The sequence below is a fragment of the Microbacterium jejuense genome (genome assembly GCF_039544225.1).
Taxonomy (GTDB): Bacteria; Actinomycetota; Actinomycetes; order Actinomycetales; family Microbacteriaceae; genus Microbacterium; species Microbacterium jejuense.
In genome coordinates this window covers 450,421-477,395 of the sequence record NZ_BAABLG010000005.1, presented here as the reverse complement: position 1 = coordinate 477,395, position 26,975 = coordinate 450,421, and the positions used below count along the sequence as shown (strand labels likewise).

The following is a 26,975-nucleotide window of genomic DNA, read 5'->3' as shown; positions in this document are numbered from 1 at the left end:
ACGACGACGTGCACCACACAGCGGGCCCCACCCGCCGTCCATCGGAGTGCCAGTGTCCCGACTGCAGCCGAACCCAGCCACCGGCGAGACGCCGACCCGGGCGGCCGCGCGTGCCGCGCAGCGGCGGCGGCGCTCGCTGATCCTGCTGGGCCTCGTCATCCTCCTCGTCGTCGCGCTCGTCGTGGTGATCGGTGTGGTCTTCGCCCGCGGCGCCGCGGACGAACCCGACCAGAAGCCGGCCGCAGCCGGCGCCTGCCTGCCCGAGGACCTTCGCATCACCGCAGATCCCGCGGTCGCCGATGCGGTCCAGGCGGTCATCGCAGGCATCGGGGCCGACTGCCCCGCCGTGGCGGTCACGACCGAACAGAGCGCTGTCACCGCCGACGCGCTCGCCGCCGGTGGGGAGCCGGACTTCGACGTGTGGGTGCCCGACTCCGCGATGTGGCCCGCGCGGGCGACGGGCCAGGCCGAGCGCACCGGCGTGGACGCGGCCGAGCTGGTCGTCGGCGACGCCGTCGCCAGCACGCCGGTCGTGTTCGCTGCCACCGAGCCCACCGCCACGGCGATCAGCAGCGCGAACGCCGGATTCTCGAGCCTGACGCAGCGTACGGTCGCCGTCGTGCTGCCCGACCCGTCGGCTGTCGCCGCGAGCTCGGCCGCCCTGCTCGCTCTGCAGACCGCGGTCGCCGGCGACGCGCGGACGTTCACCGCGCTGGCGCTCAGCCTCGACCCGGGCGTCGTCCCCACCGCGGCCGATGCGCTCACCGCGGCCGCCTCGGCGACGACCCCGACGGTCGCCGTAGCCACCGAACAGGCGGTCCACCAGTACGACGAGGGCGCGACGACGAAGCTCGTGCCGGTCTACCCCGCCGACGTGAAGCCCGCCGTGAGCATCCCGCTCGTGACGCTCGCCGGGGCCTCCGGCGACACCGCGCAGGCTGTCGCGACGCTGCGCACGGCCATGGCCGACGCCGACGACGTGCTCGCCGAGCACGGCCTGCGCAACGCCGAGGGCAGCCCTCCGGCGACGGCGACCGGCGACGGCGAGACCACCATCGCCGCACCCGCGCCGGCCGACAGCACCAATCAGGCCGAGGCGCTGCGCACGTGGCAGGTGCTCACGGCGCCGTCGCGGATGCTGTCGCTCAACGACGTCTCGGGCTCCATGCTGCAGCAGGCGACCCCCGACATGCGGCGCATCGACCTGTTCGAGCAGGCAGCCGTCCGCGCGGTCAACTCCCTGTCGGCGGACTCGTCGCTGGCCACGTGGGTCTTCTCCAGCCGGCGGATCGGCGGGCAGGACTGGCAAGAGATCGTCCCGTTCGGCTCGCTCGGCGATCCCGCCCACAAGCAGCTCACGATCGACACGGCCAACGGTCTCGACAGCCTCGTCGGCGGCGGCACCGGCCTCTACGACAGCGTGCTCGCGGCCGTGAAGTACATGCGCGAGACGTACGTCCCCGGTCAGATCAACCTCGTGCTGCTCAACACCGACGGCGTCAACGAGGATGACGACGGCCTCGACCTGCCCGGACTGCTCGCAGAGCTGGAGAAGCTGCGCGACCCGGCGAACCCCGTCGCCGTCATCGCGATCGGCTACGGACCCGACACGGACCAGTCCGCTCTGGAGCAGATCGCCGCGGCCACCGACGGCGCCGCCTATCAGGCACTGCAGCCGACCGACATCGGCACGGTCCTCATCGACGCCGTCACGCAGCGCGGCTGCCGCCCCAGCTGCGGCTGATCCTCGGATGGTGGATGCCGGGGCTCAGCGCTCCAGCACCACCGCGAGCCCCTGCCCCACGCCGATGCACAGTGCGGCGACCGCCACTCCGCCGCCGCGGCGCTTCAGCTCGTGCGCGGCGTGGCCGATGATGCGGCCGCCCGAGGCGCCGAGCGGATGCCCGATCGCGATCGCCCCGCCGTGGATGTTGACCCGCTCGGGATCGAGATCGGCCCAGCCCTGCAGGCACGCGAGCGACTGCGACGCGAACGCCTCGTTCAGCTCGACCACGTCGACGTCGGCCCACGTCCGCCCGGCGCGGGCGAGCGCGCGGTTCGCCGCCTCGACCGGCGCGACGCCGAACACGTCGGGGTCGTTGCCGAACACCCCCCGGCCGGCGATGCGGGCCAGGGGTTCGGCATCCACCGCGCCCTCCCCGCCCAGCAGCACGGCCGACGCGCCGTCGTTGATCGGCGACGAGTTGCCGGCGGTCACGGTGCCCTCCGCCGCGAACAGGGCCCGCAGGCCGGCGAGCGCTTCGGGGGTCGTGTCGTCGCGGATGCCCTCGTCACGGGCCAGCAGCGCTCCGGGCACCTGGGCGGTCTCTTCGTCGTAGACGCCGGCCGCCCACGCTGCGGCGGCGAGGCGATGGCTGCGCAGGGCGAACGCGTCCTGTTCCTCGCGCGAGATGCCGTAGATGCCGGCGAGCTTCTCGGCGGACTGTCCGTTCGAGATCGTCCACTCCGCCGGCAGTGCGCGGTTGGTCATGCGCCAGCCGATCGCGGTGTTCCACATGGTCTGGTCGCCGACCGCCGGGAAGGGCCTGGCCGACTTCTCGACGACGTACGGGGCGCGGCTCATCGACTCGACCCCGCCCGTCAGCACCAGGGATGCGTCGCCCGCCTCGATGGCCCGCGATCCCTGGATCACGGCTTCGACCGACGACCCGCACAGCCGGTTGACCGTCACACCGGGAACGCTCGTCGGGAACCCTGCGAGCAGCGCCCCCATGCGCGCGACGTTGCGGTTGTCTTCGCCGGCCTGGTTCGCGTCGCCAAAGATCACGTCGTCGATGCGCGCCGGGTCCACGCCCGCGCGTTCGACGGCCGCCCGCATCACCACGGCAGCGAGGTCGTCGGGCCGTACACCGGCCAGCGCTCCGCCAGCCCGGCCGAACGGGGTGCGCACCGCGTCATAGATGAACGTCGAGGCCACGTCAGATTCCTTCCGGAAGAGGGATGCCGCCACCGCAGCATCGACCATACCGAGGTCGAGGCCGGTCAGCCCGGCGAGTTCCTCGGCTGGCCGCACTGAGCCTGACGCGGGAGGCCTTGCACACGCGCGGCGTCGGATGAACAATCACCTCGAGGATCCGCCCCTGCACGACCGACGCGAGGAGCCGGCGATGACGGAAGAGGTGGCGCCGACGACGGCGCACGTGGTCAGACCCCTCACCCCCGAGACTTTCCCCGCCTGGCTTGCGCTCGCGCAGAAGCACAACGGCGTGTGGGGTGGATGCTACTGCTCGTACTTCCACGGCGACACGGAGCACACCGTCAAGGACGACTACGACCGGGCGACCTTCAAGCAGCGGCTGGTCGAGGAGGGGGTCGCGCATGCCGCGCTCGTGTTCGAGGGCGACGCCGCGATCGCGTGGTGCGAGTACGGCAGCCCCGACGAGCTGCCGGGCATCTACCACCGCAAGGAGTACGACGCCGGCGAGCAGAACCCGGCGCCGTGGCGGATCACGTGCTTCTTCGTCGACCGCGACCACCGGCGCTCCGGCGTCGCCCGAGAGGCCCTGGACGGCGCGCTCGACCTGATCGCGCAGGCCGGGGGCGGCGAAGTGGTGTCGTTCCCGAACGTGGTAGAACCCGGCACGAAGACGTCGTCGTCGTTCCTGCACAACGGCACGCGGGCCATGTTCGAGAAGGCCGGCTTCACGTTCGAGCGGCGCATCGGCAAGAACAAGACGGTGGTGCGCCTGACAGTGGCTCCCGCCGGCCGGTGACCCGCCGCGCTGCCGTTGATTTCGGCGAGCGGGTTCGCGAGGATTCGCGCATGAGCGACAAGACCGACTCCGAGCAGATCGACGACATCCTCGAGGGACTGACCGGGTGGAAGCACGACACCTTCGCAGCGTTGCGAGCGGCGATCCGGGCAGCCGACCCTGACGCTGTCGAGGTCGTCAAGTACAAGAAGCCCTCCAAGCCGGAAGGCGTCGCGTTCTGGGCCCACGACGGCGATGTCTGCTTCATCGATGTGCTCAAGAACACGGTGCGGATCACCTTCTCGAAGGGGGCGCGCATGGCAGGCAGCGACCTGTTCAACACGCGACTCGACAGCAAGGTCGTCCGGGCGATCGACTTCTCCGCCGACGGCCGCGTCGACGCGCCGGGTATCGAGGCCCTCGTGACGGAGGCGGTGAAGCTCAACGGGGCGGGGTGAGGACCGACGGGAGGGCCGCGCCCGGACTCGTTAGGGTCATGAGGGTGGATGAGACACCGACTGCCCCCGCCCTGAGACTGTCGGGGCTCGTGAAGCGGTTCGGCGACAAGCTCGCCGTCGCCGGGCTCGACCTGCAGGTGCCGACGGGCTCGTTCTTCGGACTCGTGGGCCCGAACGGCGCCGGCAAGACGACGACGCTCTCGATGGCGACCGGGCTCCTGCGCCCCGATGCGGGCACGGCCGAGATCCACGGCGTGGACGTGTGGCAGCATCCCGTCGAGGCGAAGCGGATGATCGGCAACCTCGCCGACGGCGTGCGCCTGTTCGACCGGCTCACCGGTGAGCAGCTCATCACCTACACGGCGATGATGTTCGGCATCCCGCGCCCCGAGATCGCCCCTCGCGTCGCCGACCTGCTCGACCTGATGGACCTGCGTCAGGCCGCAGGCACGATGGTCGCCGACTACTCGGCGGGCATGACGAAGAAGGTCGCGCTCGCGTGCGCGCTGGTGAACGCGCCGCGCCTGCTGGTGCTCGACGAGCCCTTCGAGTCCGTCGACCCGGTATCGGCCGCGAACATCGAGGACGTCCTGCGCAGCTATACGTCGACCGGCGGCACCGTCATCGTGTCGAGCCACTCGATGGACCTCGTTCAGCGCATGTGCGACCACGTGGCGATCATCGTCGACGGCGGGGTGCGCGCTGCCGGAACCGTCGAAGACGTCCGCGCGGGCGAGACCCTGCAGTCCCGGTTCCTGACACTCGTCGGCGGCCGCCACACCTCGGAGGGGCCGGAGTGGTTGCGACAGTCCTGAGGCTGCGGTACCGCCTTCTCGGTAACAGCCTCTCCCGCAGCCCCTGGCAGCTGGTCGGGTTCGTCTTCGGGATGCTGGCCGCGGTGTGGCTCGTCGGCCTCGTCGTGGCGGGGCTCGTGGCCGTCAGCATCTTCCAGGATCTCGACGCCACCCGCGCGATCGCCGTGGTCGCGGGCTCCGCCCTGCTCCTCGGCTGGACGCTCGGACCGCTGATCGTGTCGGGGGCTGACGGGACCGTGGATGCCGACCGCCTGGCTCCGTTCCCGTTCTCGCAGCGCCAGCTCATGCTCGCGCTGACGGGCACCGGACTGACGGGCATCCCCGGCATCGCCACCGCTCTCGCCGCGCTCGCGTCCGTCGTCCTCTGGGTGCGCTGGCCGCTGGCGGCGGTCGTCGCCCTGCCCATGGCGATCGTCGCCGTGCTCACCTGCGTGCTCTTCAGCCGGCTCGTCACGACAGTGACCACGGGCTTCTCGGGCCGCCGCCGCGGGCAGGAGGTCATCGGCACGATCGTGATCGGCCTGCTCATCATGACCGGGCCGATCCTGACGGGCGTGCTGGGCCTGGTCGACGCGGCCGGCGACCTCACGGCACGGCTCGGCGTGGCCGGCACGATCCTCGGCTGGACGCCGATCGGCGCCGCGTGGGCGGTCCCGGGCGACGTCGCCGCGGGCGACGGGTTCGCCGCGCTGTGCAAGCTCGCGATCGCCGTCGGCACGCTGGCGGCCCTGTGGTTCGTGTGGGCGCGAGCGCTGCATTCCGCAGCCGGCACGCGCCCCCGCCCGACGACCCGGACCGTCAAGTCCGGCGCGCTCGGGCTCTTCGGAGTGATGCCCACGGGCGGCGTGGGTGCCACGTGGGCACGCTCGCTCAACAGCTGGCTGCGCGATCCGCGCTACCTGCGTCAGCTGATCTTCATCCCGTTGTTCCCCGCGCTGTTCGCCTTCACGGGCGGCGTCGACGGCGCGATGTTCGGCGCCTCCGCTGTCGTGGTCGCCCTCATCCTGGCGATCTCGACCTACGCCGACATCTCCTATGACGGCACCGCGTTCGCCTCGGTGCTGTCGTCCGGAGTCGCCGGTCGCGCGGATCGCTGGGGACGCACCCTCGGCGCAGGCACCGTTGGCGTCCCCGCCGTCATCGCCATCGCCGTGGTCGTCGCCGCGATCACCGGGACCTGGGACCGGCTCGCCGCCGTCCTCGGCGGATCGCTCGGGCTGCTCCTCGTCGGCTACGGCGTGTCGGCGGTCTCGTCGGCGCTCCTCGTCGTCCCGGTCCCCCGCGCCGGCGACAGCCCGTTCAAGACGGTGCCCGGGCAGACCTTCGCGAGCGGGATGCTGGTGTTCCTGGTGATGGGTGCCTGCCTGCTGCTCGGCGCACCGGCCGTCATCCTCGCGATCGTCTCGATGACGACGGCGTCGGCTGCCCTCGGCGCGGTCGCCCTCGCCGTCGGGATCGTCGTCGGCGCCGGCGCCATCGTGGCCGGGGTGATCGTCGGCGGCCGCATCCTCGACCATTCCGGCCCTGGCCTGCTGCAGCGGATCAAGGCGTTCCCGATCTGACGCGCGCCCGGCGACGCAGGCTCGCTCACCGGGCCGGATGAGTGGATGCCGCGCGCCCGGCATCCACTCATCCAGGTCATTCGGACGCGGCCTCGTCGGCCGGGGATGCGTCCTTCGTCTCGCGCTTGAGGATGCGCACCGATTGGCCGACGCCCTTGGCGAGGGCGGGGAGCCGGGCGGCGCCGAACAGGAGGATCACGACGGCGAGCAGCAGGATCAGGTGCCAGCCGCTGAGATTCGCGAGCATGCCGGCTGCTCAGATCTGGTCGCCCACCAGGGCGAGGCACTGGATCGCGGCGAGACCGTACTGGGCGCTGGCGTTGGTGCTGAACGGCGCCTCATCGATCGGGTTGAGCACGGCCGGACCGTCGATGTGGGTCGCGGTGAAGGCAAGCCCTTCGGGGTAGCCGGCGTGCCCGGTGCGGAACTCCTTCCACGCCCGCTTCGCGAGGGTGGTGTCGCCGAGCTGGTGCGCGGCGTACGCGGTGGCCCGGGAGTAGGCCTGGCGCAGGTTCTGGCTCCCCCACGACGTGCCCGTGATCGCGACCTGCTCGGCCGATGTGCCGTTGTAGAGCTTGCAGTAGTTGACCCACTGCTCGGTCACCTTCGGATCGTCGATGAGGTCGATGAGCTCGGTCATCAGCTCGATGAGCCCGAACACCGAGTCGAGCGATCCGACCTCGACCGAGCGCTCGGTCTCTTCGCCGAATGAGCCGTCGGCCATGTCGTAGCGCAGCGTGCCGCCCTGCGACCAGCCGTTGGGCATCGCCGCGATCGTCTTGGCGCCGTTGACGAGCTTGGTCTGCGCGATCGGGTCGCCGTTGCGCTCCCACTCCGCGAGCCACGCCAGCGCCAGCGCACCCCAGTCGGTCGTGTTCGACACCGCCAGGGCCGCGGGCTGCGGGTCGTACTCGTCCGTTCGGAGCTTGCGGTAAGGGTCGAGCTCGAGGAACGTCTTGTCGGCGTCGACGAGGTCATGCATGAGGTCGCCGACCCGTTCGTCGGCGGTGAGGAAGTAGTAGAAGCGCCGGTAGCCGGCGTTGCTGATGCGCTGCTGCTTCGCGCTGTCGCCCCAGTGCATGATGCCGTGGCGGGTGCCGAGGTCGCGGTACTTGCCGAGGTGGTAGACGTCCACCTCGCCGGTGTGCCGGGTCATGGCCTCCGCGAAGCGGAAGGCCGCGGCATCCCCGGTCCGAAGGTAGTGGTACCAGAGCCACATGTCGGTCGACAGTTCTGAGTTGTCCCACGCGTAGCCGCCGATGTCGTACCGCCACACGTGCCGGTCGCGATCGAACTCGTGCATCACGTCGCCGTAGTCCCAGAACCCGTACCACGAGCGCTGGTCGACCTGCGCGACGTAGTGCTGGTGCATGAACGCGAGCTTGTCCTCGACCGCGATCTTCGCGAGGTTGGAGCGGTCCACCGGCGCCCACGACCCGAACACGCCGGCGGAGTGGTTGTGATCGGGCGCGCTGATCAGCAGCGGCGGCAGCGTGTTCGCATCGGCGAGCGCGCTGAAGTCCTGCGCGGTCGGGGTCGCGCCCAGTGCCCAGAAGCTGAGCTCGGTGGTGCGTGCCGTGCCGTAGGGCGATCCGAAGCCGGGCTCGAAGTCCTCGTACGTGATCTCGAGCGCGTCGAGCTGCTCCGGGTAGGTGTCCTGTCCCATGCCGTCGTGGTAGAAGCGCAGGTCCATCGCGCCCGCCTTCGGCGACCACATCCACGCCGTGGCCGTCGCCTTGTCGGTGGCGGCGCCCGAGATCTCCAGCTCGGTGGGATGCAGCTGCCAGAAGTTGCGCATGCCGAACGCGAGACCGCCCGTGGGGCTGCCGACGTAGGCGAGGCCGCGTGCGCGTGTGCCGGCATCCACCCGGATCCACGAGTGCCCCGACGATGTGCGCTTGCGGATCTCGAAACCGTGGGCGGTGAGCTGGCTCAGGCTGTAGTCGCCCCACGCCGGGATCCACTGCAGCCGCGACGTGACGCGCTGGTCCCACGTCGCGGGGTCGGGTGTGGCGACGCCGGCGATCTGCGCGGCCCGCACCGCCGCGCCCGGGTCGCGCCGCAGGCCGGTGATGCCGCGGACGGCTTCGCCGAGCACGCCGGCGCCCTCGCCCGCGAACCGGATGTGGCGGTCGTGCAGCTGTGCGGACAGCGGCACCGAGAAGGTGAATCCGAGGCCGTTGATGAAGTCCTTGTCCTCGTCGCCGTCGAACACGAAGCTGTGCACGACCCGCACTCCGTCGGACCCTGCGTAGAGGTAGAACCTGACGTCGAACGGCAGCCAGGTGCGGTTGCCCTTCTTGTGGTTGCCGGTCACGCGGACGACGGCGCGCACCGGCCCGTTCTGCTCGACCGTGACGCCCGAGACCTGGCTCTGGAACTGCTCGCGCGCGACCTTCGCGGCGCCGTCCGTGTCGGGGCTGTCCTGCCGCGACGCCACCAGCCGCCCCGCTTCGGCGATCACCGTGCCGCCGCGGCGGATCGCCGAGACGAGGTTCGCGCCGTTCTTGGGGAACTCGACGCTGATGACGCCGGTGTCGACCGCGACCCGGCCGGGATTGTCGGAGACCGTGATGGTGGATGCCGCCACCGCCGGTGTGCCCGGCTGCAACGTGTAACCCGCCGAGCGGTTCGACGCGGAGCTGACGGCGTGAGCCGTCCACTTCACCGACCCGTCGGGCCACCAGCCGGTCGGCCAGCTCTGCACCGGAACGGACTCGCCCGACTCGGCGACCAGCGCGAAGCTCTGATCGGGGCTCAGCGCCCCGCGCGGCCACGGCACTCCCCACGTCGTGCCCGCCACGAGCTGCGTAGGAGTGCCGCCTTCGAGCCAGCGGAGCGGGACCGGACCGTGCCCGGTGAGCGCCTGCGGCACCACCTGGCCGAACGCGCCGAGCGTGCCCGGAACCGCATTCGCCGCCGTCGGCGAGGCCGAGGCGAACGCCGCAGCGACGCCGGCGGCGACCGACGACTGCAGCAGGGTTCGACGACTGATGTGCATGGCGATGACTCCTCGATGAATCCTGTGGAGCCGTCGCTGGCTCCGACCGCCACCGAAACTAGGCCGCGGTCTCGGCCGCGCTGATCAATCGGACAAAATCGCTCAGAACGGCATCACGGCTGTCCGCTGCGGATCCGCGATCGAGCACGACGGGCAGTCCGCCGTGTGCCGCGAACTGGGCCAGCTCGTCGGCGACCGGCCCGCGGGGACGCCCGGACGACGGCACGAGGACGATCGCCCGCGGGCGCTGCCCGCGCAGGATGCGCACGATCTCGGCGGCGCGGTCGGACGCCGGCGGACAGACCGTCACCTGGGCCAGCAGGCCGATGTCGTCGACGGCGCGCTGCACGCACGCCGCCACGCGCATCGCGTCGGGATCGGTGAGGGCGTCGACGACGATGGCGACGGTGCTCGACAGCCCGCGCGCCGTCGCCTGCGCACGCAGGTCCACCGAATAACCGAGGTTCGCCGCAGCAGCCCGCACCCGCGCGGCGTTCTCGGCACGCACGCTCCGGGTCGAGCCGTTCAGCACGCGCGACGCTGTCGACTGCGACACCCCCGCCGCGCGGGCGACGTCGCTCAGTCGCGCCTCAGCCACGGCCCGATCCCGCCGTCGTCCGGGCGGGTGCGGGCCACGCGCAGGACTCGTGGTGCGGCATCCCTCACCCTCCGGCAGGCGGCTCCGCGCGCGAGGCGCGACGCATCTCGACACCGACACCGGCCAGCGCGACGAGCCCGCCCGACACGACGAGCAGCGGCGGGTACATCCAGACGAACAGCGCGGGGGCGCCTACGGCGGCGGCCAGCAGCAGCGTGCCCACCGGGTCGCGCCACGTGACGGCGGCCGCCGCACGCAGCTGCGGGCGCAGCGGCATTCCCGGTGCCCAGCGTGCCGCCAGACGCACCGCGATCAGGACGGCGGCGAGCCCGGCCGCCAGCAGCACGAGTCGCACCGCCGCCTCGCCGGGCGCCTCGACGAACGACAGCAGCCAGACGTCGAACGCGACGGCCAGCAGGGCGGCGACGAGCACGACGCCCGGGAGCAGCAGCCCCTTCATCGCGATGCGCAGATCGTCGAGCAGGAGCCGGATGCCGTCGCCCTCGCCCGCGATGTGACGTCTGAGATGACGGGTGCCCGCGGCGAGTCCCGCCAGGGCCGTGACCGCCGGCAGCAGGCAGACCGCGACGAGGATGCCCACGAGGAGCATCTCGCCGAGCAGCCCGAACCCGGCCGAGTGCAGCAGCCGCGGCTTGTCGGAGAGTGCGCGCGCCATCTCAGCCCGTCACCCCTTCAGCCCCGACGAGGCCATGCCGCCGATGATGTACCGCTGGAACACCAGGAAGAAGACCAGGACGGGCACCAGGGCGAGCACCGCCATGGCCATCTGCGCGCCGAAGTCCGACGTCGACGTCGCGTCGACGTAGAGCCGCAGCGCGATCGGCATCGTGTAGAGGTCGGGCTTCTTGAGGTACAGCAGCGGGCCGAAGAAGTCGTTCCAGGTCCAGATGAACGCGAAGATCGCACTGGTCACCAGCGCCGGGCGCATGAGCGGCAGCATGATCGAGAAGAAGATGCGTCCGTGCCCCGCGCCGTCCAGGCGCGCCGCCTCATCGAGGTCGCGAGGCACCCCACGCATGAACTGGACGATGAGGAAGACGAAGAACGCCTCGGTCGCGAGGTACTTGCCCAGCAGCAGCGGCAGATAGGTGTTCACGAGTCCGGCCTGACTGAACACGATGTACTGCGGGATGATCACGACGTGGAACGGGAGCAGCAGCGTCCCGATCATGAGCGCGAACCACATGCCGCGACCCGCGAACGAGATCCGTGCGAATGCGTACGCCGTGACCGACGACGACGCCACGATCCCGATCACCGACAGCACGGCGAGCGCCATCGAGTTGCCGAAGAAGGTCCAGAACGAGATGCCGGCGATGCCGTCCAGCGCGGTCAGGAAGTTGTCGAGCGTGAACTCCTTGGGCAGCAGCCCGACATCGCCCACGATCTGGTCGCTCGGCTTGAACGACGACAACAGCATCCACGCGGCGGGGTACAGCACGACCACCACGAGGGCGAGCGAGAGCACGTGGAACACGGCGGAGCGGATGATGTCGTGCCGGGTGCGCCGGCGGCGAGGCATCCGCTTAGCCGATCCGGTCGTGAGGGCACGGGTCGTGGTGAGATCCTCGGCGACGGTCATCGCGCATCCCCTCCGTAGTGCACCCAGAGCTTCGAGCTCCGGAAGAAGATCAGCGTGATGATGCCCACCACGATCAGCAGGATCCACGCCATCGCGCTGGCGTACCCCATGCGCAGGTCGACGAACCCCTTCGTGTACATGTACAGCGTGTAGAACAGCGACGAGCCGGCCGGGCCGCCCGTGCCGTCCGAGATGATGTACGCCGACGCAAACACCTGGAACGCGTTGATGGTCTCCAGCAGCAGGTTGAAGAACAGCACGGGCGACAGCATCGGCAGCGTGATGTTCCAGAAGCGCCGCCAGCGGCCGGCGCCGTCGACGTCGGCTGCTTCGTAGAGCTCCTGCGGGATGTCTTTGAGTCCGGCGAGGAAGATCACCATCGGCGCCCCGAACTGCCAGGTCGCGAGCAGGATGAACATGGGCATCGTGTAGTCGGGGTTGCCGACCCAGCCGCCCCAGTCCAGGCCGAGCGCCTGCCCGATCCGGTCGACGATGCCGTCGTCGATGAACATCGCGCGCCACACGATCGCGATCGACACCGAGGCGCCGATGAGCGAGGGCGCGTAGAACGCGGAGCGGTAGAAGCCCTGCCCGCGACGGCTGTTGTTGAGCAGCAGCGCGACCCCCAGTGCGGCGGCCAGTTTGATCGGCGTGCCGACGATCACGTAGACCAGCGTGACCTGCGCGGACTGCAGGAACCGCGGATCGGTGAACAGCTGCTGGTAGTTCTGCAGGCCCACCCACTCGGGCGGCTCGAACAGGTTGTACGTCGTGAACGAGAGGTACAGCGACGCGACCATGGGTCCGGCGGTGAGCAGGAAGAAGCCGAGCAGCCACGGCAGCAGGAACGTGTAGCCGGCACGGTTCTCGTGCCCCGCGACGCCACCGCGCCGACGGTGTGGCGGCTTCGGGGCGGGCGGGCCGGCCGTGGCCGGCGCGACGTCTGTCGCGCCGGCCACGGAGGTATCGATGGTCATCGTCATCTCCGCGACCGTCGGGTCAGAGCCCGGCCTGCTCGGCCTCTGCCCACCACTGCTCGGCGAACTGGTCGACCGTGATCTTGCCGTACATGAGATCGCCGTTCAGACGCACCCACGAGGCCTCGAGCGTCGCGAACGACTCGGGCAGCGTCGGCGCCGCCACGCTCTCGTAGTCGGCCAGCGAGTCGCGGTACTCCAGCGACTTCGCCTCGAGCGAGCCCTCGGCGAAGTCGAGGGCGTCCAGCTGCGTCGACGACGCGGGCACGCCGCGCGAGGTGCCGAAGATCTTCGAGACCTCGGGGTCGTTGGCGAAGAAGTCGAGCAGTTCGGCGACCTCGGCCGGGTGCTTCGTGTTGGCCGCGCCGGCGAGGTGCAGGACCGTGTAGAACACGTCCTTGTCGCCCTTCGGGCCGGTGGGCACGGGCAGCGTCTGCAGGTCGGCGATGTCTGTGTACCGGGCGAAGAAGCTGTCCCACGTCAGCGAACTCGCCGTCTCCTGCTGCGCGAACCCGTCCGCCGGCGCGATCTGCGTCGCGCGGTCCGGCGGGAAGTACGCACCGGCCTCGCGGAACGGCGTCATCAGGTCCATCCAGTCGACGATGTCGTCCTGGGTGAAGTTGGGCTTGCCGTCCTCATCGAACGGCTCGACGCCCTTCTGCAGCAGCCACTGCAGGAAGAACCACGACGTGATGCCCTGGTCGTAGCCGCCGTAGACGGGGCTGCCGGCGGCGTTGGCCGTGCCGGCATCCGTCAGCTTCTGGATCCACTCGTTGAGGTCGTCCCACGTGTAGTCCGCGTCGAGCGGGTCGACGCCGGCCGCCTCGGCGAGCGCGGGGTTGACGAACAGCGCGAGCGTTCCGGTGCCGACGGGCGTGCCGACCTGGGTGCCGCCGATCTTGCCGGCGTCGACGATGATGTCGTCCATCGTCGACAGGTCGAGCTGGTCGTCGAGGTACGGACCGAGGTCGAGCAGCGCGCCCTTCGAGCCGTACTGGATCAGGTTGGCCTGGTCGAACTGCATCACGTCGGGGAGCGACTTCGCGGCGACCTCGGTCGAGCGGGCGTTCCAGTACGACGGGAAGTCGGCGAAGTTGCCGTTGACGGTGATGTTCGGGTGCTTGTCCTCGAAGACGTCGATCGCCTTCTGGTACATCTCGGCGCGGCTGTCGTTGCCCCACCACACCAGGTCGAGCGTGACCGGCTCATCGGATGCCTCGTCGCCGGCGTTGCCGGTGTCACCGCTCGAGCAGGCGGCCAGGGTGCCGATCGTCAGCGTCGCGGCAAGGGCCGCGCCGACGATCCGTGCAGTGTGCTTCATTGCTGTGATCCTCTCTGATCATCGATCGCGCCGACCCGGGTGCGGGCGTCACACCGTCGGCGGCAGTCAATCTATGCAGGGAGGTCACACGGTTCGGACAAGCGGACAAAAACGATCAGACGATCGCTCCGCAGGACTCGCGCACCGTGAGGCGCGGCAGCATCGTGATGTGCCGTGCGGCCGTCGCGGTGCGGTCGGGCGAGGCGATCCGCTCGGTCATGATCCGCAGCACCTCCTGCCCGAGGTCTCGTCCTGGCGCGGTCACGCTCGTGAGCGGCACCATCGCCAGGCTCGCGGTGTCGTCGTCGTAGGCGACGATCGCGAGATCGTCGGGGACGTGGATGCCGCGGTCCGTGGCCAGTTCGACCAGTCGGGCCGCGTGCACGTCGGTGTGCACGACGGCGGCGGTCACACCCCCGCCCAGGCACGCCTCGAGGAACGCGACGAGCGCGTCGTCGAGGGAATCGCTCTCGCCCTCCTCGCCCTTGGGCAGCCCGGCGTACGGCGCGTCGGCGAGCCCGAGCCGGGCGACCGCCGCGCCGTGGCCGTCGCGCACCAGCGGTGCCGTCGGGGTGCGGTCGAACAGCGCGAGCCCGACCGCACGGTGCCCGAGCGAGGCCAGATGCTCGACCGCGAGCTGTGCGCCGCGGGAGTGGTCGGTGCGGGCGCTGTCGTACACGGCGAGCGCCGTTGATTCGAGCCGGCGCTCCAGGAACACGACGGGCACCGGCACCGAGCTCACCCATTCGGCCAGCTCGGCCTCGGTGCGGCTGCGCATCGTGGGGGCGAGGATGATGCCGGCGACGCCGACGTCGACCAGACGCTCCACCTGGCGCTGCTCGAGCTCCTCGCGATACTGCGATGTGGCGAGCACGACGCGCGTGCGGCCTCCGCGGGAGGCGGCATCCATTCCCCTCACGATCTGTGGGAAATGGCTCACCGACGACGGCACGACGACGCCGATGTTCGCTCGTGCCGGCTGGGCCACGCTCGGGGCGCCGAGGGCGATCGCGCCGCCGTGGACGCGCGCCAGCCGGCCGGCGTTCTCGAGCTCGACGATGTCGCGCCGGACGGTGACCTGCGACACGCCCAGCTGCACGGCGATGTCGGCGGCGCTCACGCTGCCGTGCAGCTCGAGCTGCCGCAGCAGGTGTTCGTGTCGGGTCCTCGGCAGGGAGTGCTGACCGGTCATGTGCGAAGTCCATTCGTCGCGCGTGTCCGCCTGACCGTTCGGTGATCGATTTTGTCCGAAAGGGCGGATGGGTACAGGAGCGTACTGCACGATCGACGGGTGACGACGACGTACCGCCCCGCCGAGACGGCGCAGACCACCATGCGCGACACGTGGCAGCACGTCGCCGACCGACTGCTCGCGGCGGTGTCGGAGCACGCGTCGCCGAGCGGCGCGCTGATCACCCTCCCCGGGCCGGCGAGCGCGTCCGGCCGCTGGAGCGACGGACTCGAAGGGTTCGCCCGCACCTTCCTGCTGGCCGCGTTCCGCGTGCACGGCGCAGACGGCGCCGACCCTGCCGGGCTGCTCGAGCGGTACGGTCGCGGGCTGGCGGCGGGGACGGATCCCGCGAACCCCGAGCGCTGGCCGACGATCGCCGAGCGCCGCCAGGCCGTCGTGGAGGCCGCATCCATCTCCATCGCCCTGTCCGAGACGCGACCCTGGCTCTGGGACCGGCTCGACGACACCGTGCGCGAGCGGGTCGTCGCGTGGCTGGCGGGAGTCGTGGGCACCAGCGGCTACTCGAACAACTGGATCTGGTTCCAGAACGTGATCGAGGCGTTCCTCGCGTCGGTCGGCGGACCTTGGCGTCAGGACGATCTGGATCGCAACCACGATCTTCAGGAGAGCCTCTACGTCCGCGACGGCTGGTACTCCGACGGGCGCGGACCCGCCGGCGCGCGCCGCAGCTTCGACTACTACGCCGGCTGGGCGTGGCACGTGTACCCGCTGCTGCACGCGCGCATCCGCGGCGCCGAACTGGAGTCCGAGCACCGCGAGCGACTGCGCCTGTTCGTCGATCAGGCGCGCGACCTCGTCGGCTCGCACGGCGACCCGCTGTTCCAGGGCCGCTCGCTCGCATACCGATTCGCGATGCTGGCGCCGTTGTGGGCCGGAGCCATTGCCGGCGTATCCCCCTCGGGTGAGGCGCGCGAAATCGCCGGCACGGTGCTCGACCGGTTCCTGGCCGCGGGGGCGGTCGACGACGGGGGCCTGCTGTCGATCGGCTGGCACGGCGCGTTCCCCGCGATCCGGCAGGCGTACACCGGTTCGTCCTCGCCGTACTGGGCGAGCAAGGGGATGCTGGGCCTGCTGCTTCCGGCGGGCCACCCCGAGTGGACGGCCACGGCGACGACGCCGGCGCGACCCGCCGTGTCGGTGCGGACGCTCTCCGCCCCGGCCTGGCTCGTGGTGCGCTCGGAGCGCGACGGCGTCGTGCGCGTCCTGAACCACGGATCGGACGGCTTCCGCGGCCCCGCCGGCGCCCCGCGCGCCGACAATCCCTTCTACCACCGGCTCGGATACTCGACCTCGACCTCGCCGTCGCTCACCCGTGCGGGGGTGGCGCAGCCCCTGGAATCCCACGTCGCGCTGCTCGACGCGGACGGGGCGCCGTCGCATCGCGACGCGATCGAGCCGGTGCACGTGGGCGAGCGCGTCGCGGTGTCGCGCTCCCGCGTGCACTGGCTCGACACCCCGGCCGGACCGGCGCCCCTCGACGTGGCCGGTTGGGCGGGGCTGCGCCGCGGCCCGCAGGTCACCGTCGCCTCCGTCGTGAACGGGGTGCACGAGCTGCGCCTCGCATGGTGGACCCCCGCGCCGGAGGCCGGGGCGAGGCCGTCGGCGGCCGCCGATGCGGACGCCGTGTGGCCGCAGGCGGAGGGCCCGTGGCGCATCCGGATCGGGGGCTGGGCGCTGCCGGTGCATACCGGCGAGTGGACCTCCACACCGCTCTCGGCCGTCCGTGCCGACGGTCTCACCACCGCCGTCATCGGCGTGCGCGGGCTCGACGATGCGGGGCTGGCCGAACGATCCGGTGGCGACCCGTTCGCCCCCGGCACCGTCACCCCGTGGGCGGCCTCATCGGTCGCCGTGCCCGCGGGTCAGGTCGTCGCTGCCGTGGTCGCCCTCGGCAGCGCCGACGCCGGCCTGGATCCCGCCATCGTCCCGCTCCTCGAAGTGGGGGCGGATGCCGTCGTCGTGCGCTGGCCCGACGGCACCGTCGACTCCGTCCCGACGTCGGGCGAGGTGACCGCGTGACGCGGGTACCGGCGCTGCTCGCCATGGAGTCCGTCCGGCTGGTCGGCGACCTCTTCGCCGCCGATTCCCGCGCCCGGCTCGACAGTCTCGTCGCGCTGCACGACACGGTACTCACTCCGGACGCGCACGCCGTGCCCGCGTCGACCGCCGACACCGAGATCCTGATCACGGGGTGGGGCGCTCCTCGGCTCGACGGGCCGATGCTCGACCACTGGCCGAACCTGAGAGTCGTGGTGCACGCCGCCGGGTCGGTCAAGCGACAGGTCACCCCGGACGTCTGGGAACGCGGCATCCGCATCTCCAGCGCCGCCGCCGCGAACGCGGTGCCCGTCGCCGAGTACACCCTCGCGACGATCCTGCTCAGCGCCCGCGACGCGCTCCGTTCGGCCCACGTGTTCGACCGCGACCAGGACATGATCGCGGCGCGTCCGACCGGCGACGTCGGGGCGTTCGGGATCACGGTGGGCGTGATCGGCGCCTCGCGCATCGGGCGACGGGTGCTCGACCTGCTGCGCCCCTTCGACATCCGGTGCCTCGTGTACGACCCCTCGCTGTCGGCCGTCGACGCCGCCGGGCTGGGCGCGGAGCTCGTCACACTGCCCGCCCTGCTGACCCGGTCGCGGGTCGTCACCATCCACGCTCCCGCGCTCCCCGAGACCTATCGCATGATCGGCCGCGCCGAGCTCGCCCTGATGGCCGATGGGGCGACCCTCATCAACACGGCCCGCGGCGCTCTCGTCGACACCGACGCGCTCGTCGACGAGCTGCGCACGGATCGGCTGCGTGCGGTGCTCGACGTCACCGATCCCGAACCTCTCCCGCCGGGGCACCCGCTGTTCTCCCTCACGGGCGCGACCCTCACACCCCATATCGCAGGCTCGATCGGCAATGAGCTGCAGCGACTCGGCAGACACGTCGTCGACGAGGTCGAACGCTTCGTCACCACCGGAGAGCTGGCCGACGAAGTGACCTCGCCCGACCTCGCCCGCATCGCGTGAGATCGGTTTTGTCCAGTTCTCATGACAGCTTAAATTCCCTGACCAGACTGTATTTCGCACCCACTGATGGGTGCGAAGCAGATCCGAAGGGACGACGAAGTCATGAAGGTCACGACCCCCTCCCGCCGCAGGACGACGCTGGCGCTGTCGGCAGTGCTCATCGCCGCGGGGCTCACCATCCCCGCCACCGCCGAGGCCTCACCGCCGGGACTCGATCTCGCCGGGCCGAAGGTCGATCCGGCGCTGCTCGACTCGTGCACCGGTGAGGACCCCGTCGTCTGCACGTTCGACGACCTCGCACCGGGCGACTACGACGTCACTGTCGTGCTGGGCTCTGACGACGCCGCCGCCAGCACGGCGGTGTTCGCCGAGAGCCGTCGTCAGATGCTCACCGCAACCGACACCGCGGCGGGGGAACACGTCCGGCGCGCGTTCACTGTCGATGTCCGCGACCCCGAGGGCCAGCAGAACCAGCCGATCGGCACCGGAACGCCCGGTCTCTCCCTCACGTTCTCGGGCGACGCACCGGCGATCGCCGGAATCGGCATCGCGCCGGCGCTGCCGCGCACCAAGAAGATCGCGCTGATCGGCGACTCGACCGTGACCGACCAGGAGGCCTGGCCGTACACCGGGTGGGGCCAGCGCCTCCCCGCGCATGTCGGGCTGGGCGCCACGGTCGTCAACCACTCCGGCTCCGGCGAGAGCACCGTGTCGGTGCTGGCGAAGGCTTCCATGTTCGACGCGCTCGAACCGCAGCTGGGGACCGGCGACGTCGCGCTCATCCAGCTCGCCCACAACGACAAGACGACGACCGCCGAACAGTACCGCGCGAACCTCACCGAGATGGTCGATCGCATCCGCGCCCGCGGCGCCACCCCCGTGCTGGTCACGCCGATCGTGCGCCTGCGCTTCACGAACGGCGTCATCAACCCGGTCGGGCTCATCGTCACCGACCTGGCAGACCTCCCCGCCGAGATGCGCGACGTCGCCGCGCAGCTCGACGTGCCGCTCATCGACCTCACCCAGCGCAGCCGCGAACTCGTCGAGTCGCTCGGCCCCGTCGAGTCAGAGCCGATCTACCTGATCCGCATCAACGGCGACCGGACCCACACGTCCGAGTACGGCGCCGGCGTCTACGCCGGCATCGTCGCCGAGGAGCTTCAGAAGCTCGACCTGCTGCCTGCCTCGATCTGGCGCTGACATCGAGTGGATGCCGCGACCGACCGGTCGCGGCATCCACTCGTCCGATCGCGCGCTCAGGGCACCCGGTACCCGGCAGCCCGGAACAGCTCGTACCACTCGGCACGCGTGAGCGGGATGTCGGAGCCCAGGGCTGCGTCGGCCACGCGCTCGGGCGTGGTCGTGCCGAGCACCACCTGCATGTGCGCGGGATGGCGGGTGATCCACGCGACCGCGATCGCGATCGGCGGCACGTCGTACGCGGCGGCGAGCCGGTCGATCACGGCGTTGAGCTCGGGGTAGTCCGGTGAGCCGAGGAAGACGCCGGTGAAGAACCCGGCCTGGAACGGCGACCAGGCCTGCACAGCGATGTCGTGCAGGCGGCAGTAGTCGATGATCCCGCCGCCGTCGAGCGTCACGGACTGCTCTTCGGCCTGCATGTTCGCCGCCACGCCCTGGGCGATGGTCGGCGAGTGCGTGATCGACAGCTGGACCTGGTTGGCGACGATCGGCTGGCGCACGGACTTCTTGAGCAGGTCGATCTGGCGCGGCGTGTGGTTCGAGACGCCGAACGCCCGCACCTTGCCCGCGGCCTCGAGGTCGTCGAACGCACGGGCGACCTCGTCGGGCTCGACGAGCGCATCCGGGCGGTGCAGCAGCAGGATGTCGATGTAGTCGGTGCCGAGCGCGCTCAGCGAGCCCTCGACCGACTCGGTGATGTGCTCGTACGAGAAGTCGAAGTACGGGCCCTCGCGCACGATGCCGGCCTTGGTCTGGATCGTGACCTGCGCACGCTCCGCCGGCGAGAGCCGCAGGGCTTCCGCGAAGCGTGTTTCGCAGCCGTGCAGGTCGCGACCGTAGATGTCGGCGTGGTCGAAGAAGTCGATCCCGGCGTCGCGCGCGGTGCGGACGAGCGTGCGGACGGCGTCGTCGTCGAGGTCCTGGATGCGCATCAGGCCGAGCACCACGTTGGGCGCCGGCCGGTCGATGCCGGTCAGTTCGATGGTCTTCATGGATCGCTCCCGGGTCGAGCTTCGGAGTCCGCCGGACGCGACGGACTCCCTGCAACGCGGTCCACGTTAGGCATGGGAGACAAAGAAGTCCAACAACTGTATATTCTGCGATTGAGAATCAGTGCGAATGGATGCCGGTCCCGCATCCACACCGGAGGCACCGTGGAGCAGCGCCAGCTCGAATACCTGGTCACCCTCGCCGAGGAGCGGCACTTCACCCGTGCCGCCGAGCGGTGTCGCGTCTCGCAGTCGGGGCTCTCCGCGGGGATCCGCCGTCTCGAGCAGGAGCTCGGCGCGAAGCTCTTCGAGCGCACGACGCGCTCGGTCGAGCCGACGCCCGCCGCCTTCGCACTGCTGCCGCACGCGCGCGAGATCCTCGCGCAGACCAGTGCCGCGCGCGACGCCGTCGTGCGCGCCTCGCACCAGCTGGCGGGCTCGCTCCGGGTCGGGGCCGAGCAGTGCCTGGGCGCGGTGGACGTGAACCTGCTGCTCGAACGCTTCCATCGCCGCTACCCCGCCGTCGACATCCAGTTCGTGCAGGCGGGATCGAATCAGCTCGTCGAACAGGTCGCGGTCAGCGAGCTCGATGTGGCCTTCGTCGCGAGCGCGGACGCCCGGCCGGCGATGGCCGTCGACGAGCTCGCGCGCATCCCGCTCGTGCTGCTGGTCCCGCCCGGTCACCGCCTGGCCGAGAAGCCGCCCGCGCGCTGGAAGGACCTGCAAGGAACCGACTTCGTGGACTTCCGCCCAGCATGGGCCCTGCGCACGATCAACGACGGTGCGTTCGAACGGCACGGCGTCGAACGTCAGGTGGGCTGCAGTGTCGATGACGTGCACACGCTGCTGGACCTCGTCCTGCGGGGGCTGGGCATCGCCATCGTGCCGCAGCACGTCGCCGGCAAGCCGCAGGCAAGAGGGCTGGTCACGCTGCCGGTCCCGCCGCGCGCACCCGAGTGGATCGTCTCGACCCTCGTCGCCCGCACGGCCCCGCTGGCCCCGCGGCTGCTCGAGATCCTCGACGAGGAACGCGCCGAGACCGAGGCCGCGTGATCAGGCAGCCGGGGCCGGCGCTTGCAGCCGGCTGTGCCAGCGGTGGTGCTCGCGGAGCACGAGCACCCCGAGGATGCTCCAGACCCCGACGTCGTCCGCGAAGCCCAGGGGTCCGAGGACGAGCTCGGGGATCAGATCGATCGGCGAGACGGCATAGACGACCGCGGCAGCCGCGGCGACCCACGTCGACGGCGCGACGCGGTGCTCACCGCGCTTGAGCGCCTTGAAGAAGCTCCACCACATGCGTCAAGTGTGCGCCGAGACCGGCGGCACAGCGCCGAGCGGTATCAACTCGTGATACTGGCGCGGGCGCCTCAGCGCCCGAGTCGATCCCCCAGCCAGCCGCGCGCGGTGGCGAAGAGCTGCCGCGCCAACGGGTTGTCGGGCGCCCACGCCTCGAATCCGTGCGGCGCGCCGTCGACGACCTCGAGGGTGACGTCCGCACCGGCCGCGCGCAGCCGCTCCGCGTACTCCACGTCCTCGTCGTGGAACAGCTCGATGTCGGAGGTGTAGATCCAGGTCGGCGGCATCCCCGTGAGCTCTTCACGGCGCGCTGGCGCCGCGTAGGGCGGGAGCGACTCCGCCCCGACGGACGCCCCGAGGTAGGACGACCAGCCGACGCGGTTCGACCGGTTGCTCCAGATGAAGTGATCGGCGGCATCCCGGCTTCGGTCCGCGGCCGTGCGATCGTCGAGCATCGGGCAGAACAGCCACTGCGCAGCGACGGGGTCGCCCGCGTCGATCGCACGCTGGACCAGACTCGCGGCGAGCCCGCCGCCCGCGCTCTGCCCGCCGATCGCGAGACGCGTCGTGTCGAGGCCGAGCGCCGAGGCGTTGTCTCGCAACCACTGCCAGCCGGCGAAGCAGTCGTCGATCGCAGCAGGGAAGGGATGCCGCGGCGCGAGGCGGTAGTCCACCGAGACGATCGTCGCCCCGGTCGCGTGCGCGGTCTCGCCGCAGTGCACGTCGTCCATCGCGGCCGCACCCAGCACCAGCCCGCCGCCGTGGATCCACAGCAGCCCCGCGCCGGAGGGCCGGGCAGGCGTGTAGACCCGCAGCTTCACACCGTCGTGCCGCAGTGTGCGACGGTCGACGCCGTCGACGCGCTTGCCGGGAAGAAGTGCCGACGCGGTCGCCGCGAACCAGCGCATGGCGCTGTTCTCGATGTTGACGGTCGGCGCCTTCTCGGTCGCGTCGCGCAGTGCCGGGTTCACTGCCGAGATGTCCATGCCTGCTCCATTCCCACCGGTCGTCGTCGACCGCCGATTCATCGTAGAGCCAGACCGGACAGGGTTGTCCAGTTTCTTGTCGCCGAAGCGCCGCGCCGAAATAGGTTAGGCTCACCTAATGTGATCTCGGATGCCCGCCCCACGCGACCGACCGATGAGCTGCACGGTGACTCGCTGGCCCTCAGCTACGGTCGCACCCCCGTTGTCCACGAGGTGTCGCTCCACCTCCGACCCGGCGTCGTGACCGCCCTGATCGGCCCCAACGGCAGCGGCAAGTCGACGGTGCTGCGCTCGCTGGCCCGCCTCCACCGGATCGACGCCGGCACGGTGCACCTCGACGGTGCCGACGGGCGGCGGGACGCGGCATCCCTCTCCGCCAAAGCGTTCGCCCGCACTGTCGCGATGCTCTCGCAGTCGCGCCCTCACCCCTCGGGTCTGGAGGTGCGCGATGTCGTCGCGTACGGGCGGCACCCGCACCGTGGCCGCTTCTCGGGCGTCACCGAGGCCGACCGCGACGCCATCGACCGCGCGCTCGCGCTGACCGGCCTCACCGCGATGGGCCATCGCCCGGTGGACCAGCTCTCAGGTGGAGAGCTCCAGCGCGTGTGGCTCGCGACCGCGCTGGCGCAGAGCACCGGCATCCTGCTCCTCGACGAACCCACCAACCACCTCGACCTGCGCTACCAGATCGAGACCCTCGACCTGGTGTGCGACCTCGCCGATCAGGGCACCGCCGTCGGCGTGGTGCTGCACGACCTCGACCACGCGGCATCCGTCGCCGACGAAGTCGTGCTCATGCACCACGGCCGCGTGCACGCATCCGGCGCACCGCACGAAGTGCTCACGACCGAGAACCTCACCGAGGTGTACGGGTTCCCCATCGACACTGAAGTGGATGCCTCGACCCACCGCGTGCGCGTCGTCCCCCGCGGCCGGCACCACGAGCGCTCCCGCCGCTTCGAAGCCCTCCACGCCTGACGATCCCGATCGTCGCCTCGCGACGCGTCGTTCCCACCCGACCCTGCACACCCTCCCCCGATTCTGGAGCCCCGATGATCAAGCCCATCTCCGCCTTCGCCGTGCTCGGCGCCCTCGCGCTCGCCCTGACCGCGTGCGGCACGACCGACGTCGCCGCCTCGGCCGACACCGACACCTCGGCCGCGACCGGTGTCGGCTGCGCCGACGACGCGACCACCACGTCGACCGGCCCGGTCGATCTGACTGACGCGTTCGGCCGGACGATCACCCTCGACCAGCCGGCCCAGAAGGTCGCCGTGCTCGAGTGGCAGCAGATCGAGGACGTCCTGTCGCTGTGCCTCACGCCGGTGGCCGTGGCCGACGCCGACGGCTACCGCACCTGGGACACCGCCGAGGAGCTGCCCGAGAGCGTCGAGAGCGTCGGCACGCGTCAGGAGCCGAACCTCGACACCCTCTTCGCCACCGAGCCCGACCTCGTCATCGTCGAGGCCTACACGCGGGACGACGCGATCATCACGCAGCTGGAGAAGTACGGCGTGCCGGTGCTCGCGACCCTGGGTGCGAACGCCGAGGACCCGATCGCACAGATGCTCGGCACCTTCGACCTGATCGCCGAGGCGACCGGACGCACCGAACGTGCCGATGTCGTCAAGGAGGAGTTCGCGCAGCACCTCGCCGACGCGAAGACCGACATCGCCGACTCCGCCCCTGCAGTGACCGACTTCGTGTACTTCGACGGCTGGGTCGACGGCGGCAACGTGTCGCTGCGGCCGTTCGGGCAGGGCTCGCTCGTCGGTGAGCTCGGCGAGGAGCTCGGACTCACCAATGCATGGACCGGGGAGGTCGATCCCGCGTACGGCCTCGGCCAGACCGACATCGAGGGCATGACGACCATCGGCGACGCGAGCCTCTTCTACACCGGCACGGTCGATCCCGACTCGGAGAGCTTCGTGGACGCCGCGGCCCAGAACCCGGCGTGGGCCTCCATCCCCGCTGTGGCCGAGGACCGTCTCGCCGCCTTCCCCGGCGGCATCTGGACCTTCGGCGGTCCTCGCTCGGCCGAGCAGATCATCGACGCCTACGTCGCCGCGATCACGAAGTGAGTGCGCGGTCGTTGAGCGAGCGGGCCATCCGTTCGTCGAGTGAAGCCGAAGGCGGCGCAGACTCTCCACGTCCCGCCGCCGATGCCCGTGCGGCTTCGCCGCGCGCCACTCGCTCAACGACCGGTGTCGCCGTCGGCCTCCTGCTCGCTCTCCTGGCCGTCCTGGTGCTCGCCGCGGGCTGGCACCTGACACAGGGCACGAGCGGCGCCGTCCTCGCCGACGCCGATGTGCTGTGGGGATCCCGCGTCCCCCGCCTCGCCGCCGGCGTCGCGGTGGGGATCGCGCTGGGCGTCGCCGGCCTGCTCATGCAGTCCCTGGCACGCAACGCGCTGGCCTCGCCCGACACGCTCGGCGTCACGGCGGGCTCCTACCTCGCGGTCACCGCAGTCGCGGCCTTCGGCATCGCGGTGCCGTTCTGGGCCTCCGGGTTCGTCGCATTCGCGGGCGGTCTGGCCGCAGCCGCCCTCGTGCTGGGCCTCGCGGGCGGCGCGGGCACCTCGACCACGCGACTCGTGCTCGCCGGTTCTGCCCTCGCGCTCGCGTTCCAGGCCTGCACGTCGACGCTGCTCGTGCTGTTCGCCGAAGAGACGAAGGGCCTGCTCGCGTGGGGCAGCGGCAGCCTGTCGCAGCTCGGGCTCGAGAGCTTCCTGCGCGCGGCGCCGGTGGTCGTCGTCTGCGTCGTGCTCGCCCTGGTCATGTCGCGCCGTCTCGATGTGCTCGCGCTCGGCGACGACACCGCGTCGTCGCTCGGCGTGCCGATCCGGTCGACGCGGATGTTCGGCATCCTCCTCTCCGTCCTCCTCACCGCGACGGCCGTCACGCTCGCCGGCCCCATCGGCTTCGTCGGCCTGTGCGCACCGGTGCTTGCGCGGCTGCTCGCCCGCGTCGTGCCCGCCCTCGGCCGGCATCTGCTGCTGATCCCGCTGTCGGGCCTGATCGGCGCGATCGTCGTCATCCTCGCCGATGCGCTGCTGCGCGCACTGATCGGTCCCGAAGGCGCCATCTCGGTGCCGACCGGCGTCGCCACGACGATCTTCGGCGCGGTCGTGCTCGTCGTGATGGCACGGCGCCTGCGCGACTCGGGGCCGACCCGGCAGCCGCCGACCATCCGCATCGGCGTGCGCAGCGGCCGACGCTTCGCCGTCGTCGTCATCGCCGGCGCGGTCGCCCTCATCGCCATCGTGCTCGTGGGCATGCTGCTGGGCAGTACGCGGCTGCTGACCGGCGACATCCTGCTCTGGCTTCAGGATGCCGCACCCCCGCGCATCGCGTTCGCCCTCGACGAGCGCGCGCCACGAGTGATCGCCGCCGTGGTGGCGGGAGCAGCGCTGGGGCTGGCGGGCAGTGTCACGCAGGCGGTGAGCCGCAATCCGCTGGCCGACCCCAGCCTGCTCGGCATCACCGGCGGCGCCGGCCTCGGCGCGGTGCTCGTCGTGACGAGCGCCACCGCGACGACGCTCGGGATGCTGGTCGCCGCGGTGATCGGCGGGCTCCTGGCGTTCGCCCTCGTCTACGCGCTGGCCTGGCGCGGCGGTCACAGCGCCGACCGGTTCATCCTCATCGGCATCGGCGTCTCATACGGCGTCGTCGCGCTGACCACGTTCGTGCTGCTGCGCTCGAACCCGTGGGACACGCCGAAGATCTACACCTGGCTGTCGGGAACGACGTACGGGCGCATCTGGGAGCAGGTGATCCCGCTCATGATCGTGCTCGCCGTGGCGCTGCCCTTCGCGTTCGCGCACCGGCGCGAGCTCGACATCCTCACGATGGATGAAGACACCCCGAGGCTCGTCGGCATCCGGCTCGAGCGGACGCGACTGCTGCTGCTGGTCACCGCTGCGGTGCTGGCGGCTCTGAGCGTCGTGGCGGTGGGTGTCATCGGCTTCGTCGGGCTCGTCGCCCCGCATGCCGCCCGCGCGCTCGTCGGGGCGCGGCACGGTCGGGTGATCCCGGTCGCCGTGCTGCTGGGCGCGGTGCTGGTCGGGGCCGCCGACACGCTGGGGCGGACGGTGATCGCGCCGGCCCAGCTTCCGGCAGGCCTCGTGGTGGCGCTGATCGGTGCGCCGTACTTCGTGTGGCTGCTCTGGCGCTCGCGCGACGCGTAGC

At 71.1% G+C, this 26,975-nt stretch carries 24 protein-coding genes; 12 read left to right on the top strand and 12 right to left on the bottom strand.

Annotated elements, in window-relative coordinates:
- The first annotated feature begins 52 nt into the window (after positions 1-52).
- Positions 53-1,744: a vWA domain-containing protein gene (locus ABEA46_RS11810; protein ID WP_345544737.1), complete on the top strand. Its 1,692-nt coding sequence runs from the start codon at positions 53-55 to the stop codon at positions 1,742-1,744.
- 24 nt (positions 1,745-1,768) lie between these two features.
- Here ABEA46_RS11810 and ABEA46_RS11805 read toward each other — a convergent pair whose 3' ends face one another.
- A complete protein-coding gene (locus ABEA46_RS11805; RefSeq protein ID WP_345544736.1) occupies positions 1,769-2,938 on the bottom strand; it encodes a thiolase family protein in 1,170 nt (389 codons plus the stop codon).
- Positions 2,939-3,128: 190 nt separating this feature from the next.
- Here ABEA46_RS11805 and ABEA46_RS11800 point away from each other — a divergent pair, with 190 nt between their 5' ends.
- From ABEA46_RS11800 to ABEA46_RS11785, 4 genes are read left to right on the top strand one after another with little or no spacing between them, the layout of a single operon-like run.
- Entirely contained in the window at positions 3,129-3,734 is a 606-nt protein-coding gene (locus ABEA46_RS11800; protein ID WP_345544735.1) for a GNAT family N-acetyltransferase, read from the top strand.
- A gap of 50 nt (positions 3,735-3,784) precedes the next feature.
- Entirely contained in the window at positions 3,785-4,171 is a 387-nt protein-coding gene (locus ABEA46_RS11795) for a DUF1801 domain-containing protein (RefSeq protein ID WP_345544734.1), read from the top strand.
- Between the two features lie 38 nt (positions 4,172-4,209).
- The gene (locus ABEA46_RS11790; RefSeq protein WP_425563185.1) at positions 4,210-4,986 is read left to right on the top strand and encodes an ABC transporter ATP-binding protein; all 777 of its coding nucleotides are present in this window, start codon (positions 4,210-4,212) and stop codon (positions 4,984-4,986) included.
- On the top strand, positions 4,968-6,548 hold the full coding sequence (locus ABEA46_RS11785; RefSeq protein ID WP_345544732.1) for a hypothetical protein: 1,581 nt from the start codon (positions 4,968-4,970) through the stop codon (positions 6,546-6,548). Before ABEA46_RS11790 ends, ABEA46_RS11785 begins: the two co-directional genes overlap by 19 nt.
- 76 nt (positions 6,549-6,624) lie before the next feature.
- On the opposite strand, the gene tatA is transcribed toward ABEA46_RS11785, so the two are convergent.
- From tatA to ABEA46_RS11745, 8 genes are all read right to left on the bottom strand, one after another.
- Positions 6,625-6,795 carry a twin-arginine translocase TatA/TatE family subunit gene (gene tatA / locus ABEA46_RS11780; RefSeq protein ID WP_345544731.1) on the bottom strand — a complete coding sequence of 57 codons (171 nt, stop codon included), beginning with the start codon at positions 6,793-6,795 and terminating at the stop codon, positions 6,625-6,627.
- A gap of 9 nt (positions 6,796-6,804) precedes the next feature.
- Positions 6,805-9,549, bottom strand: coding sequence for an exo-rhamnogalacturonan lyase family protein (locus ABEA46_RS11775; RefSeq protein WP_345544730.1), 2,745 nt, complete (start codon positions 9,547-9,549; stop codon positions 6,805-6,807).
- 58 nt (positions 9,550-9,607) lie between these two features.
- Entirely contained in the window at positions 9,608-10,147 is a 540-nt protein-coding gene (locus tag ABEA46_RS11770; RefSeq protein WP_345544729.1) for a LacI family DNA-binding transcriptional regulator, read from the bottom strand.
- Between the two features lie 64 nt (positions 10,148-10,211).
- Complete coding sequence (locus ABEA46_RS11765) at positions 10,212-10,823, bottom strand: hypothetical protein (RefSeq protein WP_345544728.1); 612 nt, start codon at positions 10,821-10,823, stop codon at positions 10,212-10,214.
- 9 nt (positions 10,824-10,832) lie between these two features.
- Positions 10,833-11,690 (bottom strand): carbohydrate ABC transporter permease, encoded by an 858-nt coding sequence (locus tag ABEA46_RS11760; protein ID WP_345544834.1) that lies wholly within the window; start codon positions 11,688-11,690, stop codon positions 10,833-10,835.
- A 56-nt stretch (positions 11,691-11,746) separates the two neighbouring features.
- Positions 11,747-12,733 carry a carbohydrate ABC transporter permease gene (locus ABEA46_RS11755; RefSeq protein ID WP_425563184.1) on the bottom strand — a complete coding sequence of 329 codons (987 nt, stop codon included), beginning with the start codon at positions 12,731-12,733 and terminating at the stop codon, positions 11,747-11,749.
- A 16-nt stretch (positions 12,734-12,749) separates the two neighbouring features.
- On the bottom strand, positions 12,750-14,048 hold the full coding sequence (locus ABEA46_RS11750) for an ABC transporter substrate-binding protein (protein WP_345544726.1): 1,299 nt from the start codon (positions 14,046-14,048) through the stop codon (positions 12,750-12,752).
- Between the two features lie 115 nt (positions 14,049-14,163).
- Positions 14,164-15,240 (bottom strand): substrate-binding domain-containing protein, encoded by a 1,077-nt coding sequence (locus tag ABEA46_RS11745; RefSeq protein ID WP_345544725.1) that lies wholly within the window; start codon positions 15,238-15,240, stop codon positions 14,164-14,166.
- 99 nt (positions 15,241-15,339) lie between these two features.
- Between ABEA46_RS11745 and ABEA46_RS11740 the strand changes: the two genes are divergently transcribed.
- The 3 genes from ABEA46_RS11740 (at position 15,340) to ABEA46_RS11730 (ending at position 19,517) form a co-directional block, all read left to right on the top strand.
- A complete protein-coding gene (locus ABEA46_RS11740) occupies positions 15,340-17,319 on the top strand; it encodes a DUF2264 domain-containing protein (RefSeq protein WP_345544724.1) in 1,980 nt (659 codons plus the stop codon).
- Positions 17,316-18,317 (top strand): hydroxyacid dehydrogenase, encoded by a 1,002-nt coding sequence (locus tag ABEA46_RS11735; RefSeq protein WP_345544723.1) that lies wholly within the window; start codon positions 17,316-17,318, stop codon positions 18,315-18,317. Before ABEA46_RS11740 ends, ABEA46_RS11735 begins: the two co-directional genes overlap by 4 nt.
- Before the next feature lie 102 nt (positions 18,318-18,419).
- The gene (locus tag ABEA46_RS11730) at positions 18,420-19,517 is read left to right on the top strand and encodes a rhamnogalacturonan acetylesterase (protein WP_345544722.1); all 1,098 of its coding nucleotides are present in this window, start codon (positions 18,420-18,422) and stop codon (positions 19,515-19,517) included.
- Positions 19,518-19,573: 56 nt separating this feature from the next.
- Here the strand turns inward: ABEA46_RS11730 and ABEA46_RS11725 are convergent, their stop codons facing one another.
- Entirely contained in the window at positions 19,574-20,509 is a 936-nt protein-coding gene (locus tag ABEA46_RS11725; RefSeq protein ID WP_345544721.1) for an aldo/keto reductase, read from the bottom strand.
- A gap of 162 nt (positions 20,510-20,671) precedes the next feature.
- On the opposite strand from ABEA46_RS11725, the gene ABEA46_RS11720 reads away from it, so the two are divergent.
- On the top strand, positions 20,672-21,559 hold the full coding sequence (locus ABEA46_RS11720) for a LysR family transcriptional regulator (protein WP_345544720.1): 888 nt from the start codon (positions 20,672-20,674) through the stop codon (positions 21,557-21,559).
- Here the strand turns inward: ABEA46_RS11720 and ABEA46_RS11715 are convergent, their stop codons facing one another.
- Both ABEA46_RS11715 and ABEA46_RS11710 read right to left on the bottom strand, forming a co-directional pair.
- Complete coding sequence (locus ABEA46_RS11715) at positions 21,560-21,802, bottom strand: YkvA family protein (protein ID WP_345544719.1); 243 nt, start codon at positions 21,800-21,802, stop codon at positions 21,560-21,562.
- A 71-nt stretch (positions 21,803-21,873) separates the two neighbouring features.
- A complete protein-coding gene (locus ABEA46_RS11710) occupies positions 21,874-22,788 on the bottom strand; it encodes an alpha/beta hydrolase (RefSeq protein WP_345544718.1) in 915 nt (304 codons plus the stop codon).
- A gap of 120 nt (positions 22,789-22,908) precedes the next feature.
- On the opposite strand from ABEA46_RS11710, the gene ABEA46_RS11705 reads away from it, so the two are divergent.
- The 3 genes from ABEA46_RS11705 to ABEA46_RS11695 all read left to right on the top strand — a co-directional run bounded on the left by ABEA46_RS11705 (position 22,909) and on the right by ABEA46_RS11695 (position 26,974).
- The gene (locus ABEA46_RS11705) at positions 22,909-23,766 is read left to right on the top strand and encodes an ABC transporter ATP-binding protein (RefSeq protein ID WP_345544717.1); all 858 of its coding nucleotides are present in this window, start codon (positions 22,909-22,911) and stop codon (positions 23,764-23,766) included.
- A 74-nt stretch (positions 23,767-23,840) separates the two neighbouring features.
- Entirely contained in the window at positions 23,841-24,869 is a 1,029-nt protein-coding gene (locus tag ABEA46_RS11700) for an ABC transporter substrate-binding protein (protein WP_345544716.1), read from the top strand.
- Between the two features lie 11 nt (positions 24,870-24,880).
- Complete coding sequence (locus ABEA46_RS11695; RefSeq protein WP_345544715.1) at positions 24,881-26,974, top strand: iron ABC transporter permease; 2,094 nt, start codon at positions 24,881-24,883, stop codon at positions 26,972-26,974.
- Position 26,975: the final 1 nt, after the last annotated feature.

Coding starts and splice junctions, on each gene's coding strand:
- ABEA46_RS11750 (WP_345544726.1), bottom strand. CDS start 14,048: ATGAAGCACACTGCACGGATCGTCGGCGCGGCCCTTGCCGCGACGCTG.
- ABEA46_RS11775 (WP_345544730.1), bottom strand. CDS start 9,549: ATGCACATCAGTCGTCGAACCCTGCTGCAGTCGTCGGTCGCCGCCGGC.
- ABEA46_RS11795 (WP_345544734.1), top strand. CDS start 3,785: ATGAGCGACAAGACCGACTCCGAGCAGATCGACGACATCCTCGAGGGA.
- ABEA46_RS11745 (WP_345544725.1), bottom strand. CDS start 15,240: ATGACCGGTCAGCACTCCCTGCCGAGGACCCGACACGAACACCTGCTG.
- ABEA46_RS11700 (WP_345544716.1), top strand. CDS start 23,841: ATGATCAAGCCCATCTCCGCCTTCGCCGTGCTCGGCGCCCTCGCGCTC.
- ABEA46_RS11725 (WP_345544721.1), bottom strand. CDS start 20,509: ATGAAGACCATCGAACTGACCGGCATCGACCGGCCGGCGCCCAACGTG.
- tatA (WP_345544731.1), bottom strand. CDS start 6,795: ATGCTCGCGAATCTCAGCGGCTGGCACCTGATCCTGCTGCTCGCCGTC.
- ABEA46_RS11765 (WP_345544728.1), bottom strand. CDS start 10,823: ATGGCGCGCGCACTCTCCGACAAGCCGCGGCTGCTGCACTCGGCCGGG.
- ABEA46_RS11790 (WP_425563185.1), top strand. CDS start 4,210: ATGAGGGTGGATGAGACACCGACTGCCCCCGCCCTGAGACTGTCGGGG.
- ABEA46_RS11800 (WP_345544735.1), top strand. CDS start 3,129: ATGACGGAAGAGGTGGCGCCGACGACGGCGCACGTGGTCAGACCCCTC.
- ABEA46_RS11760 (WP_345544834.1), bottom strand. CDS start 11,690: ATGCCTCGCCGCCGGCGCACCCGGCACGACATCATCCGCTCCGCCGTG.
- ABEA46_RS11715 (WP_345544719.1), bottom strand. CDS start 21,802: ATGTGGTGGAGCTTCTTCAAGGCGCTCAAGCGCGGTGAGCACCGCGTC.
- ABEA46_RS11730 (WP_345544722.1), top strand. CDS start 18,420: ATGAAGGTCACGACCCCCTCCCGCCGCAGGACGACGCTGGCGCTGTCG.
- ABEA46_RS11755 (WP_425563184.1), bottom strand. CDS start 12,733: ATGACGATGACCATCGATACCTCCGTGGCCGGCGCGACAGACGTCGCG.
- ABEA46_RS11710 (WP_345544718.1), bottom strand. CDS start 22,788: ATGGACATCTCGGCAGTGAACCCGGCACTGCGCGACGCGACCGAGAAG.